The 13,321-nt window shown below is 70.2% G+C and carries 11 protein-coding genes; 8 read left to right on the top strand and 3 right to left on the bottom strand.

Annotation, left to right across the window (positions count from 1 at the left end; translation table 11 throughout):
* Window positions 1-84: 84 nt before the first annotated feature.
* From ABT063_RS26555 to ABT063_RS26545, 3 genes are read left to right on the top strand one after another with little or no spacing between them, the layout of a single operon-like run.
* Window positions 85-879, top strand: a complete 795-nt coding sequence (locus ABT063_RS26555) for an alpha/beta fold hydrolase (RefSeq protein WP_351061157.1) — start codon at window positions 85-87, stop codon at window positions 877-879.
* A 10-nt stretch (window positions 880-889) separates the two neighbouring features.
* Complete coding sequence (locus ABT063_RS26550; RefSeq protein WP_351061154.1) at window positions 890-1,831, top strand: endonuclease/exonuclease/phosphatase family protein; 942 nt, start codon at window positions 890-892, stop codon at window positions 1,829-1,831.
* Between the two features lie 30 nt (window positions 1,832-1,861).
* Window positions 1,862-3,817, top strand: coding sequence for an FUSC family protein (locus ABT063_RS26545; RefSeq protein ID WP_351061151.1), 1,956 nt, complete (start codon window positions 1,862-1,864; stop codon window positions 3,815-3,817).
* Between the two features lie 191 nt (window positions 3,818-4,008).
* Here the strand turns inward: ABT063_RS26545 and ABT063_RS26540 are convergent, their stop codons facing one another.
* On the bottom strand, window positions 4,009-6,084 hold the full coding sequence (locus ABT063_RS26540) for a PhoX family protein (RefSeq protein ID WP_351061306.1): 2,076 nt from the start codon (window positions 6,082-6,084) through the stop codon (window positions 4,009-4,011).
* 285 nt (window positions 6,085-6,369) lie between these two features.
* Here ABT063_RS26540 and ABT063_RS26535 point away from each other — a divergent pair, with 285 nt between their 5' ends.
* Complete coding sequence (locus tag ABT063_RS26535) at window positions 6,370-8,025, top strand: VWA domain-containing protein (RefSeq protein WP_351061148.1); 1,656 nt, start codon at window positions 6,370-6,372, stop codon at window positions 8,023-8,025.
* Between the two features lie 139 nt (window positions 8,026-8,164).
* Complete coding sequence (gene metG / locus ABT063_RS26530; protein ID WP_351061145.1) at window positions 8,165-9,883, top strand: methionine--tRNA ligase; 1,719 nt, start codon at window positions 8,165-8,167, stop codon at window positions 9,881-9,883.
* 91 nt (window positions 9,884-9,974) lie between these two features.
* On the opposite strand, the gene ABT063_RS26525 is transcribed toward metG, so the two are convergent.
* Window positions 9,975-11,315, bottom strand: a complete 1,341-nt coding sequence (locus ABT063_RS26525) for a pectate lyase family protein (protein WP_351061143.1) — start codon at window positions 11,313-11,315, stop codon at window positions 9,975-9,977.
* Window positions 11,316-11,525: 210 nt separating this feature from the next.
* Here ABT063_RS26525 and ABT063_RS26520 point away from each other — a divergent pair, with 210 nt between their 5' ends.
* Both ABT063_RS26520 and ABT063_RS26515 read left to right on the top strand, forming a co-directional pair.
* The gene (locus tag ABT063_RS26520; RefSeq protein WP_351061140.1) at window positions 11,526-11,891 is read left to right on the top strand and encodes a PH domain-containing protein; all 366 of its coding nucleotides are present in this window, start codon (window positions 11,526-11,528) and stop codon (window positions 11,889-11,891) included.
* A gap of 88 nt (window positions 11,892-11,979) precedes the next feature.
* A complete protein-coding gene (locus ABT063_RS26515) occupies window positions 11,980-12,306 on the top strand; it encodes a hypothetical protein (protein ID WP_351061137.1) in 327 nt (108 codons plus the stop codon).
* Here ABT063_RS26515 and ABT063_RS26510 read toward each other — a convergent pair.
* Window positions 12,296-12,667: a VOC family protein gene (locus ABT063_RS26510; RefSeq protein ID WP_351061134.1), complete on the bottom strand. Its 372-nt coding sequence runs from the start codon at window positions 12,665-12,667 to the stop codon at window positions 12,296-12,298. The two genes, ABT063_RS26515 and ABT063_RS26510, sit on opposite strands and share 11 nt — an antisense overlap.
* Window positions 12,668-12,805: 138 nt before the next feature.
* Between ABT063_RS26510 and ABT063_RS26505 the strand changes: the two genes are divergently transcribed.
* Entirely contained in the window at window positions 12,806-13,321 is a 516-nt protein-coding gene (locus tag ABT063_RS26505; RefSeq protein ID WP_351061132.1) for an NUDIX hydrolase, read from the top strand.

The raw sequence follows: 13,321 nt of genomic DNA, 5'->3' as shown, positions 1-13,321 counted from the left end.
ACAGGTCGGACAGACAGGTCGGGATTGCACCGAGGGCAAAGATCTTATTGCACCGACGAGTTGGGGCGGCCTAGGGTCGTCCACATGACCCCCTTCCTCGCATACGAGGACAAAGGCGCCGATACTTCCTCGGTTCCTCTTGTCCCCCTCGTCCTCGTCCACGGCCACCCCTTCGACCGCACGATGTGGGCCCCGCAGATCGAGACGTTCTCCGCCGAGCGCCGGGTGATCGCCCCCGACCTGCGCGGCTACGGCGCCTCCCCGCGGACCCCCGGCGTCACGGGCTTCGCGCAGTTCGCCGAGGACATCGAGGCGCTCCTCGACGAGGTGAAGGTGGAGACGTTCGTGCTGGCCGGCCTGTCCATGGGCGGCCAGATCGCGATGGACTGCTACCGGCAGTTCCCGGACCGTGTCCGGGGGCTGGTCCTCGCCGACACCTTCCCGGCGGCGGAGACACCGGAGGGAGTGAAGGCCCGCAACGCCATGGCGGACCGGCTGCTGAGGGAGGGCATGCGGGGATACGCCGACGAGGTGCTGGAGAAGATGGTCGCCCCGTACGCGGACGCGCGCGTCAAGGAGCACGTCCACCGCATGATGACGACCGCGCCCCCGGAGGGTGCCGCCGCGGCCCTGCGCGCCCGCGCCGCACGCCCCGACTACCGCGACCTGCTCACCCGCGTCACGGTCCCCGCGCTGGTCGTCGTGGGCGCCGACGACGCGTACACGCCGGTCGCCGACGCGCGGGACATGCACGCCGCCCTCCCCGACTCGACGCTGCGGGTGATCGAGGGGGCGGCGCACATGCCGAACCTGGAGCGGGCGGAGGAGTTCGACCAGGCGCTCGGGGAATTCCTGGCGCGGGTGGACGGCCGCTCGTAGCCTCGTCTGCGTGACCCACCCCGCACGATGGCTCGCCGCCCTGCTGTTCGCCGGTGTGAGCCTCGTTGTCGGATGCCGGGCCGCCGACACCGACGGAGTCACCCCCGTACCACAGCTCCTCGCCTTCCTCCCCTGGCTGCTCGTGCCCGCGGGGCTCGGACTGGCGCTGGCGCTGCTGTCCCGTTGGTGGGCCGGGACGGCCTGGGCCGTCGTGGTGCTCGGGCCGCTGGCCTGGTTCATCGAGCCGTACGGCAAGAGCTACGAGCCCGGCGGCGTCCCCGTCGTCTCGCTCCGCGTGCTGACCTCGAACGTCGAGTTCGGGCAGGCCACCGGCTCCCTCGTGGCCGCCGTCCGCCGGGAGAAGCCGGACGTCGTGTTCGTCGCGGAGTGCGAGTACCGGTGCGACGCGGCGCTGAAGGAGACCCTCGGCACCGCCTACCCGCACCGGCAGGCCGTCGAGGCGGGCGGCTCCGAAGGATCCGTCATCCTCAGCCGCTTCCCCCTCGACGGCACCGACGGCGTCCCCGGCACGATGGGCATGCCCGGAGCCGTCGCCGACGTGCGCGGGAACGCCGTACGGCTCCAGCTCGCGCATCCCATGCCCCCACTGCCCGGCCAGACCGACGTCTGGCGACGCGAGCTGGGCGCGCTCCGCGACTTCGCCGCCGGCAACGCCAAGGCCCCCACCATCCTGGCCGGCGACTTCAACGCCTCCCAGGACCACGCCGCCTTCCGCCGCATCCTCGACACCGGCCTGCGCGACGCCGCCCGCCTCGCCAGATCCGACCGCACGCCCACCTGGCCGGCCCGCACGGCCCCCACCCTCGGCGCCCAGATCGACCACGTCCTCCTCTCGCCGGACTTCTCCGCACCCGACGCCCGCTTCCTCGACCTCGCCGACACCGACCACCGCGCGCTGGTCGTGGACGTCACGCTTCACCAGCGGGGATGAGAGCCGAAAAGGGCTGCCCATAATGGGCGCATGTCCCGAGAGTTCCCCATCGGCCTCACGCCTCCCGACTGGCTGGTGAGGAACCTCCAAGCACAGCCCGCGCCGGTCAACTGGCCCGCCGTCGCCCGCGCCGCCGTCGCCATGGCCCTCCCGCTGGCGATCGGCATCGCCGCCGACAAGCCGGCCTACGGCGCCATCGCCTCCATGGGCGCCCTCTCCGGCGTCATCGGCGACACCGCCGACGCCTATCGCATGCGGATCCTCAACATCGCGATCCCGCAGCTCTTCGGCGCCGTGGGCATCACGCTCGGTTCGCTGGTGTACGGCCACGGCTGGCTCGCCGTCGCCGCCGTCACCGGCGTCGCGCTCGTCTCCGGGATGATCTCGACGATCGGCGCGGTGGCCTCCGTGTCGGGACTGCTGCTGCTCCTGAACTCCGTGGTGGGCGCGGGCCTCGCCATGCCCGGCGAGTGGTGGCTGCCCCCGGCCCTGATGTCCGGCGGCGGGCTGCTCGTCCTGGCCCTCGCGCTGCTGGCCTGGCCACTCAGGTCGGGGGTGCCGGAACGGGCGGCGGTCGCGAACGCCTACCGGACGGTGGCCGACCTGCTCGCCGTCAGCGGCACGGACCGGACGGAGGAGTACGACGAGGCCCGCCACGCCGTCACCCAGTCCCTCAACCAGGCCTACGACCTCGTCCTCGCCCGCCGCGCCCGCCACCACGGCCGCAGCCCCGAACTGACCCGCCTGCTCGCCCAGCTGAACGCCATCACCCCCGTCGTGGAGGCCGCCCCGGCCGCCCACCTCGCCGGCCGTCCCCTTCCGCCCGAGGCACCGGAGGCCGTACGCCACCTCGCCCAGGCCGTGGAGACCGGCTACACCGGGCCGATAGGCCTCAAGCTCCCCGTCCCGGTGACCGAGACCTCGCGGGCGGTCGACCACTCCCTGCGCCACGCGGCCGAGGTCGTGACCTCACCGGACGTGGACCCGCGAGGCATCGACGACCGCCTGGGCCGCCCGGCCGCCCTGAGCATCCGCGCGGCCCGCGCCGCCCGCAACGTGGCCCTCTCCGCGGCCTCCTGGCGCTACGGCCTGCGCCTCGCCCTCTGCATCGGCCTGGCCCAGGCCCTCGTCTCGATCGTCTCCGTCCCCCGCTCGTACTGGGTGGCCCTGACCATCACCTTCGTCCTGAAGCCCGACTTCGGCTCGGTCTTCTCCCGGGCGCTGCTGCGCGCGCTGGGCACGGTGGCCGGACTGGTGGTCGCGGCCGCGGTCCTCGCGGAGGTGCCGCGGAGCTGGTGGGACGTACCGGTGATGCTGCTGCTCGCCCCGCTGATCCCGGCCCTCACGCCACGCGGGTACGGCTACCAGACGGCGGCGATCACCCCGGTGATCCTCCTCCTCTCGGACGTCCTGAACCACCAGGGCACGGCCCTGCTGCTGCCTCGCCTGGTGGACTCGCTCATCGGCTGCGGGATCGCTCTCGTGGCGGGCTATCTCCTCTGGCCGGAGAGCTGGCACACCCGCGTCGGCGACCGCCTCGCGGACGCGGTCGCGGACACCGCGCGCTATGTGGAGGGCGCGTTCGGCGCGCCGGGGGTCGCGGCCGTCGACCCACCCGCCCGCGCCCGCATGCGCCGCCGCCTCTACCGCGACCTCTCCGTCGTCCGTACGGAGTTCCAGCGCGCCCTGACCGAGCCGCCGCCCACCGGCCGCCACGCCGCGGCCTGGTGGCCGCTGGTCGTCGCCGTGGAACGGATCGTGGACGCGACGACGGCGGCCCGGGTGCGGGTACGGCACGGGGCGCCGCCGCCGGCGGAGGCCGAGGTGGGCCAGGTTGCCTTGCAGCTGCGGGAGTTGGCGGAGGGGCTGCGGGAGGTGGAGGTGCTGTACGCGGTGCGTACGGACCTCACCGCGCCGTCCGGCAGCGTGCTGGAGCCGCTCAGGCAGGAGGTGGCGGCGGCGCGGGCGATCGCGTCACCGCACTGAGGTCTCTCAGGGCTCTGGCACGCCCATCCGCCGCGTTGCCGTCGGTCGCCGAAGCTCCGCTTCGACTCCCTCCTCCGCCTTGCAGCTGGACGCACCAGACCCCGCTCACCGCGTTGATGGGTCACCGCCGATTTCCTGCGACCTGATCCGCCGGACAGGCCCCAGGACGCGATCGCCGGGGGTGTTGCCGCTTACACGCCGATGTCGCAGCCGTCCTTGCGCCACACCGCCACGACCGCCGGGCGGACGAGCTTGCCGGGCCCGTCGGGCCAGGTGCTGGCGGGCTTCTCGACGCTCGCGCCGTCGAGCTCGCCGGGGTGCTGTACGGCGACGAGCACGCGCCGGTCCTGGATGATCGGACCGCAGGTCTCCGCGCCCTTCGGCATGGTCAGGAACTGCTTGAGCTCACCGCGCCGGTCGCCCTTCGTGGCGACGCCGAAGAGGCCGTCGTGGTAGCCGAGCTGGGCGCCGTCGGTGGAGATCCACAGGTTGCCGTACGGGTCGAAGGCCACGTTGTCCGGGCAGGAGATCGGGCTGACCTTGTCCTTCGGGAAGCCGGCGAAGTAGGTCGCCGGGTCCTTCGGGTCACCGGCGACCAGGAACAGCGACCAGGCGAACTTGGTGCTGTCGGCCCGGTTCCAGCGCTCGGTCAGCTCCAGGACGTGACCGTGCTTGTTGGCGTTGCGCGGGTTGGCCTCGTCCGCCTTGGCGTTCGTACCGACACCGCGGTTGGAGTTGTTGGTCAGGGCGACGTACACCTTGCCGGTGTGCGGGTTCGGCTCGATGTCCTCGGGCCGGTCCATCTTGGTCGCGCCGACCTTGTCACCGGCGAGGCGCGTGAAGACGCAGACCTCCTCGGCGGTCATGCCCTCGACGTGCGAGACGGCACCCTTGGCGGTCGCGGTGACCAGCGGGATCCACTCGCCACTGCCGTCGAACTCGCCGTCGGCCGGGAGCTTGCCCGTGCCGTCGATCTCGATGGCGGGGGAGTCACCGGTGAGCTTGGCGACGTACAGCGTGCCCTCGTCGAGCAGGCTCAGGTTGTGCTCCCGCACGGCCCTGCTGTGCCCCTGCTTCATCCGCTTGCCGCCGACGAACTTGTACATGTAGTCGAACCGCTCGTCGTCACCGGAGTACACGACCGGCCGCCCGTCGTGGGTGAGCCGCACGGTCGCACCCTCGTGCTTGAACCGGCCGAGCGCGGTGTGCTTGCGGGGGGTGGAGGTGGGGTCGTACGGGTCGAGCTCGACGACGTACCCGAAGCGGTGCACCTCGTTCGGCTCCTGGGCGACGTCGAACCGCTTGTCGAACCGCTCCCACTTGCGCTCGCTCGCCCCGGTACCGATCCCGTACCGCTTGTCGGTGGCACGGCCGGCGTTGGCGAAGTACTGGTTGAAGTTCTCCTCGCCGTGGAGGGTCGTACCCCAGGGGGTCGTGCCGCCCGCGCAGTTGTTGAGGGTGCCGAGGACCTTGCGCCCGGAAGGGTCGGCGGAGGTCTTCAGCAGCTCGGACCCGGCGGCGGGCCCGGTGAGCCGGAACTCGGTGGTGGCGGTGACGCGACGGTTGAGCGGATGCCGGGACACGGCGGTGAGCTTCCCGCTCTTCCGGTCCCCTTCCACCACGACGGCGGACAGCCCATGAGCGGCCCAGGCGATCTCGACCTGTTCACGGGTGGGGTTGGCGCTGTCGTACCCCCGGAACATGAGCACCTCATCGGTGTACTCGTGATTGGCGACGAGCAGCTGCCGATTCCGCTCCCCCGGAAGGGGCAGCAGGGCGAGGAAGTCGTTGTTGTACCCGAACTGACCGGCCTGGGCGGCGGCGGTCTGCTTGTCCGGGTCGAAGGCGGGCGCGCCGCGCAGGATGGGCTCGCCCCAGCGGATGACGACGTTCTGCTGGTACCCGTCCGGCACGGTCACGACATCGGCGGTGTTGGGCGCGACGGCGGCGAACCGCAGCCCACGGGCCCCCTTGGAGCTGCCCGGCTTGTACGTCGTCGTCCCGCTCCCGGCGCTGTTTTCGGCCGCGGCGACGGGCTGGGCCACGGCGGCACCGGCGGCGGTGGCCACGGTGACGACGGCGGCGGCCCGCATCATCGAACGGCGGCTGAGCGCGCCGGCGATGACGTCGCCGACGTACGTGTTGGCGGAGGTGTTGGGCGCCTCGTGGAAACAGGCGTCACCACACCGGAAACGGCAGGTCAGGGCGGATCGTCCGCCAGAATGCGGCTCGTTCGAGGTGCTGATCAACGGCAACTGCATGCGCACTTTTGCTCTCCCCATTTGCTTCCCCTTTAATCCGGCGTGACGGACGGTAGGGGTGCGTTTGTGCGGGAGCGGGGCGCGACGGTGAACTGAGAGTGAACCCGGGGTGGATGTAACCCAGTTGGCGGTCCTGCCAAGCTGTCGGCCGACGGCGTCCTGATGTAGGCCTTGACGTCAGGGGCGGTCGGTGCCCGCCCCTGCCCAAGATCGCCATCTGGGGCCGCTAACCTTACGTGTCCGTCCTGGCCAGCGATTGACGGGCTTCAACTCACGCGAAGGGTTGCGCACATGGGCATTCTCACTCTCTTGCGGAACGCATTCAGCCGGTCACGCAAGGTGACTGCGTCCGAGGCGGTTCCTTCGCAGGAGGCCGAGCGGACTGTTTCGCCGGAGGCGGAGCAGGTTGCCGCGCAGGAGGCGGAGCCGAAGGTCCCGTCCCCGTCGACGGAGCCCACCCCCGAGCCGAAGCCGACGGCACCGGCCACGGCACAGGTGCCCGAGCCCCGGACCTCCACCCTGTCCACGCAGGAGGAGCACGACCTGGTCGCGGCCGCCTTCGACAAGGTGACGGTCCCGTCCCCGACGAAGCCGACGGAGAAGGCGAAGGCGGCAAAGGCGGAGGAGGCAAAGGCGGAGGAGCCCGAGCCGACGCCGGAGCCGGCCGCGGAGGAACCGGCCGTCGAGGAACCGGCCGTCGAGGCGCCGGTAGAGAAGGAAGCGGTGGCCGAGGAGCCGCTGGAGGCTGCGGCGGCCGTTCCTGAGCCGGAGCCCAGCCCCGAGCCGGTGGCCGCCGAGGATGTGGAGCCGGAGCCGGAGCCGATCGCAGAGACCACGCCGGAACCCGAACCGGAGAAGAAGCCCGAGCCGATCGCAGAGACCACGCCGGAACCCGAACCGGAGGAGAAGCCCGAGCCGGTCGCAGAGACCACGCCGGAACCCGAACCGGAGGAGAAGCCCGAGCCGGTCGCAGAGGTCGTCGCCCCCGAGCCCGAGCCGGTCACCGAACCGGAACCGCAGCCGGAGCCGGAGCCGACCGCCGAGGTCACCCCCGAGCCGGCCCCCACCCCCGAACCGTCGGCCGCCGACGGCGAGGCCGCCCCACAGGGGCCACCCGCACCCGACGACGAAGGCAGCACGGGTGGTGCGGGTGGGAACGACAAGGCCGAAGGCGAAGCCGAGGCCGTAGACGACGCCCCGCAGCCGGGGCCCGCACCGACCCCCACCTCCGAACCGCTGGCCGCCGAAGGCGGGGCCGAAGGCGAAGCCGAGGCCGTCACCGGAAAGCCCGCCACCACCCCCACCCGCCTCAAGTCCCGCGCCCCCGGCCTGGTCACCGCCTACAAGGCCGCCGCCACCACCCTCAAGACCAAGAACCTCACCGGCACCCGAGCCAAGGTCTACCTCGTCCTCGACCGCTCCGCCTCCATGCGCTCGTACTACAAGGACGGCTCAGCCCAGGCCCTCGCCGAGCAGACCCTCGCCCTCGCCGCCCACCTGGACCCCGAGGCCACGGTCCACGTCACCTTCTTCTCCACGGAAGTGGACGGCACCGCCGACCTCACCCTCACCGACCACGAGAACAAGATCGACGACGTACACGCCACCCTCGGCCGCATGGGCCGTACCAGCTACCACGCGGCGGTGGAGGACGTCCTCACGCACCACACCAAGGCGGACCCCACCACCCCCGCCCTGGTCGTCTTCCAGACGGACGGCGCCCCCGACGCCAAGACCCCGGCCACCCAATCCCTCACGGACGCCGCCAAGAGCCACCCCTCCGTCTTCTTCTCCTTCGTCGCCTTCGGCGAGCCCGACAACAAGGCCTTCGACTACCTCCGCAAACTGAAGACCGACAACACGTCCTTCTTCCACGCGGGCCCGACCCCCCGCGAGCTCACGGACACCGAGCTGTACGAAGGCGTACTGGCCACCTGGCGCCCGTAACCGCCGCCCAATCGTCGGATGACCCGCCGCCCGCCTCCCACCCCGCAAAACGGGAGGCGGGCGGCCCACCCATGTCGGCTACGATTTCAAGGTTCGTACGCAAGCCTCGTAAAACCACCCGACCTGGGAGCAGCCCCCGATGGCTCGACACCTCATCACCAGCGCCCTTCCGTACATCAACGGGATCAAGCACCTGGGCAACATGGTGGGGTCCATGCTCCCGGCGGACGTGTACTCCCGGTACCTCCGCCAGCGCGGCCACGACGTCCTCTACATCTGCGCGACCGACGAGCACGGCACCCCGGCCGAGCTGGCCGCGAAGGAGCAGGGCATCCCGGTCGACGAGTTCTGCGCGCAGGCCCACGACGCCCAGAAGGCCGTATACGACGGCTTCGACCTGGCCTTCGACTACTTCGGCCGCAGCTCTTCCCCGCAGAACCGCGAGATCACGCAGGAGATCGCCCGCGAGCTGAAGGCGAACGGCTTCATCGAGGAGCGGGCGATCCGCCAGGTGTACTCCAACGCCGACGGCCGCTTCCTCCCCGACCGCTACATCATCGGCACCTGCCCCCACTGCGGCTACGACAAGGCCCGCGGCGACCAGTGCGAGAACTGCACCCGCGTCCTGGACCCCACCGACCTGATCGACGCCCGCTCGGCGATCAGCGGCAGCAGTGACCTGGAGGTCCGCGAGACCAAGCACCTGTTCCTGCTCCAGTCCGCCCTCGCCGGCGAGGTCGAGACCTGGGTCGACGAGCGCGCCGACAACTGGCCGGTCCTCGCCTCCTCCATCGCCCGCAAGTGGCTGACGGAGGGCCTGCACGACCGCGCGATCACCCGTGACCTGGACTGGGGTGTCCCGGTCCCGGCCGACACCTGGCCGGACCTGGCGGCGGAGGGCAAGGTCTTCTACGTCTGGTTCGACGCGCCGATCGAGTACATCGGCTCGACGAAGGAGTGGGCGGACCAGGACCCGACCGGCACCCGCGACTGGCGCTCCTGGTGGTGGGAGTCCGAGGCGGACGTCCACTACACGCAGTTCATGGGCAAGGACAACGTCCCCTTCCACAGCGTGATGTTCCCGGCGACCCTGCTGGGCACCCGCGCGCCGTGGAAGAAGGTCGACGTCATCAAGGCCTTCAACTGGCTGAACTACTACGGCGGCAAGTTCTCCACCTCGCAGCGGCGCGGCGTCTTCACACACGACGCGCTGGAGATCCTGCCCGCCGACTTCTGGCGCTACTTCATGATGGCGAACGCCCCCGAGTCGGACGACGCGTCGTTCACCTGGGAGCACTTCACAGCCACGGTGAACAAGGACCTCGCCGACACCCTCGGCAACTTCGTCAACCGCGTCCTGTCCTTCTCCCGCAAGCGCTTCGGCGACGACGTCCCCGCGGGCGGCGAGCCCGGCGAGGCGGAGGCCAAGCTGGGCGAGGAGATCGTCCGCCTGCTCGCGGAGTACGAGGAGCAGATGGAGGCCATCCAGTTCCGCAAGGCGGCCGCCGCCCTGCGCGCCCTGTGGTCGGCCGGCAACTCCTACCTGGAGGAGAAGGCCCCCTGGCTGGAGATCAAGACCAATCCCGAGGGCGCGGCCCTGACCCTCCGCACGGCGATGAACCTCATCCACCTCTACGCGGTGGTATCGGAGCCCTTCATCCCGGCCTCGGCGAAGGCCATGCGCTCGGCGTTCTCCCTGCCCGACGACACGGCCCAGTGGGTCACGGCCGACGAGGCCCGCACCCTGTCCTCCGTCCCGGCCGGCACGCCCTTCACGGTCCCCCCGGTCCTCTTCACCAAGATCACGGACGAGGACCTGGAGACGTACAAGGAGCGCTTCGGCGGCGCCACGGAGTGACCTGCCCTCTGCGGGCCGCGTCCTTGCCGTGCCTGGTGAGAGGGGCCCGGGACGTCAAGTCCCGAGCCCTTCCCCTGTCTTCAGGACGCGGTCAGGAGAGAACCCCGGCGCCCGTCGTGGTCACCAGCGCCGTCGGCAGGCTCTTCGCCGACTTCTCCAGGCCCGCCGTGAGCGTCGGCGTCCAGTTCACCGTCGTCTTCAGCTTCTTCGAGTTCGCGGCGTTGTACGCGGCGACGATGTCGGTGGCCGTGCCGTTGACGAGGTTGCCGCCGCCCGCGACCGACCCCGTGCCGTCGCCGCTGAGCAGCTTGGCGGCCTTCGCGCCGGAGGGCAGCTTCCAGGCGTTGTGCTCGGCCACGACCTGGGCCTTGGCCCGCGAGTCGAGGCTGTACTTGGCCGCGTAGCCGTTGAGCGTGGTCGTGTCGTAGAAGTTGTTGTAGAGGTGGATCTGGCCGATACGGGCCAGCGGCGCCCTCTGCACGATGCCCTTCCACACGTTGTGGTGGATGGAGACGCGCAGCTTGCCGGTGCTGTCGGTGTCGCTGCTGCCGATCAGCATCGTCTTGTCGTGATTGGTGAACTGGTTGCGCTCCACGGTCACCAGGTCGGAGCCGTTGGTGATGTCGAGGGCGCCGTCGTGGATCTGGTACTTGCGGCCGAAGTACGTCTTCTCCGCGCTGTCGAAGAAGGGGGCGTCGGTGAACGTGTTGTGGTCCGCCCACACATGGGTCGCCCCGCGCAGGGTGACGGAGTCGTAGTTGGAGTTCCACTCGCCCGCCGAACCGTCCGTCGGGTCCCACTGCGGGAAGCAGTCCTCGGTGGCGGCGAAGGTGAGGTTGCGGACGATGACGTTGTCCACGTTCTGCACCTGGAGGCTGCCGCCCTTGATCCCGGCGTTCGTACCGGGGACGCCCACGATGGTGGTGTTGGCGGGCACCCTGAAGACGATGTTCTTCTTCTGCTTGGCCTCGGCGGCCTCGCGGGCGTTCTCCTGCGTGCCGGACGGCGCCTTCTTGCCCCAGGTGGCGGGGTCGTAGGCCTTCAGGTACGAGGCCAGCGAATACCCGGTACCGGCGGCGTAGTCGGCGCAGCTCAGCTTCTTGCCCGAGTCGTCGGTGTTGGCGTCGATGGTGCCCTTGACCTTGATGATCCGCGGGGTGGTGTCGGAGACCGACCCCAGCGCCTTCACGAGCTGCGCGCGGGTGGACACGGTGTACGTGTGCGCGGAGTCGGCCTTGGCGCCACCGGTCGTACCGGACCCGGAGGCCGCCCAGCCGTCCTTGGCGGGCAGCGCCTGGTGGTACAGGTCGACGGCGTCGGCGTTCGCGTTCATCACGAATAAGCCGGCGCCGACACCTGCGGCCGCGACGGCGGCGGTCACGACGACGGTGCGCCGCTTGCGGAGAGACCGGCGGTGAGAGGCAGATGCCACAGGGAGTCCTTACATGATGGTGGAGCATGTGCGGGAGGTGAAGCTCCGGTGAACGGGGCTTACGGCTCCTCAGTGGCCGCCGGGCACTCAAGGGTTGCCGGGGTCGCGGAAATTGATCGCACCTCTATCCGCAGCCTCACCCAAGGCGCTATAAATTGCGAAGATCACGTGAAGCAAGTGACTTACTCGGACAAGTGGGGGGATCCACTCATGGCACTGTTCGGCAACGCGCACACCGTCGATCCGGGTCAGGCACAGCAGGACTACGCGCGGCTGCTGGGCGCCGGTGAGCAGGTGCAGGCGGCGTATCAGCTGGTCCGTGACGTCATCCTGTTCACCGACCGGCGCCTGATCCTGGTCGACAAGCAGGGCATCACCGGCAAGAAGGTGGAGTACCACTCCATCCCGTACCGCAGCATCACCCACTTCGCGGTGGAGACGGCCGGCACCTTCGACCTCGACGCCGAGCTGAAGATCTGGATCTCGGGCAACTCGGTGCCGGTGGAGAAGACGTTCACCAAGGGGGTCGACATCTACGAGGTGCAGGCGATCCTGACGCAGTTCGTGGCGCGGTAGCTCGCCGCCGGCATCTCCGTCACGCGGGACGCCCGGGACTTCAGCTCGACGTTGCCTGTCTCTGCGCACCGGGCCGGAGGATGCGGCGATGTTCGCCGTGGCGGCGGCGACCTGCCCGTCGGTGGGCTGGGACTTCACGCGAGTGGGGACGCCGGATGCGATGCTGATGGCGAACGTGCGGTGGCTGGCCGGCTACCGGCCTCCGCGGGTGCACCGCCCGGAGTTCGCTGCCCGCCTGGTGGAGGTGTTCGCCGACGGCTGCGGGCTGCTGGCCGGGGCCCGGAAGGTGGGTGATCAGATCGCATCTGGCCCGAAGCAGGCACTCCTGCGAGGCACCAGCCGCACGACCATCACGGCCATCACGGCCACAGCCAGACAGATCGAAGCCCTCCTGAATCCCCCAGTCAGCCTCTGACGATGCAGAAGGGGTGCCCAGCCGGATCGGTGAGAACCCGCGCCTTGGCCCCATGAGGCTGGTGATCCGGCTTGCCCGCGCCCAGCTCCAGCAGCCGGGCCTCGGCCTCCTCCAAGTCCTCCCCGACCTTGAAGCAGATGTGGAGCTGCTGGGGAACGGTCTGGTCAGGCCAGCGCGGAGCCCGGTAATCGTCGACCCGTTGGAAGCCGATAAGGAGTCCATCCTCACGGTTGAGACCGGCGAAGTCGGCATTCGACTTCGGGTGGGGTTCGAGGCCGGTGGCCTGCTGATAGAACCCCGCCAGAGCCAGCGGATCAGGGCAGTCGAGTGTTATCGCGCTCAACTTCATCTGCAGGGACATGGCGCCTCCGGGCCGACCAGTGGACTTCCGCGATGAACACCCCAGAGACGGCTGTTCCGAAACTCGCTCACGGCGTCGGCGTTCCATCCGTCGTGATCGAGCGGACTTGCACGGAGATGGACGGGGAATCATAGCGAGGTGCCGCATCCCCCTGTCCCCCCGCTCGCAGTCGATGATCGAGGCAACGCCTTGGTCTCCTTCGCACGCGGGGCCGAAGGCGCGCCACCGTCTGACGCGCCACTGCCGGCGGCATTGGTCGCCATCTGGCACGCCGACCGTGTCCTCATGGTCTTCGATCGGTTCCGCCAGGGCTGGGAACTGCCCGGTGGGCGGGTGGAGAAAGGCGAATCCCCTCGCCAGGCGGCCGCACGCGAGTTGCTGGAAGAGAGCGGTCAAGAGCCCGACGGACCGTTACGGTTCATCGGCTACGCGGGCTTCGTACTCGCGCCCGACCAGCGAGCTGAGTACGCGGCGTTGTTCGCAGGCCGTACCACCGATATTCGGGAGTTCCAGGCCAACGAGGAGATCGCGGCCATCCGCTGGTGGAACCTCCGGGAAGCCGTCCCGGGGCGTGTCCAACGCCTGGACTCCTATCTCGCCCGGCTCACGCGCGAGTCGGGCTCTGGTCTCTCCCACCATCCACGGCGAGGTTAG

Source organism: Streptomyces sp. NPDC002838 (assembly GCF_040295365.1).
GTDB lineage: Bacteria > Actinomycetota > Actinomycetes > Streptomycetales > Streptomycetaceae > Streptomyces.
This window is presented reverse-complemented; position numbering and strand designations above follow the sequence as displayed.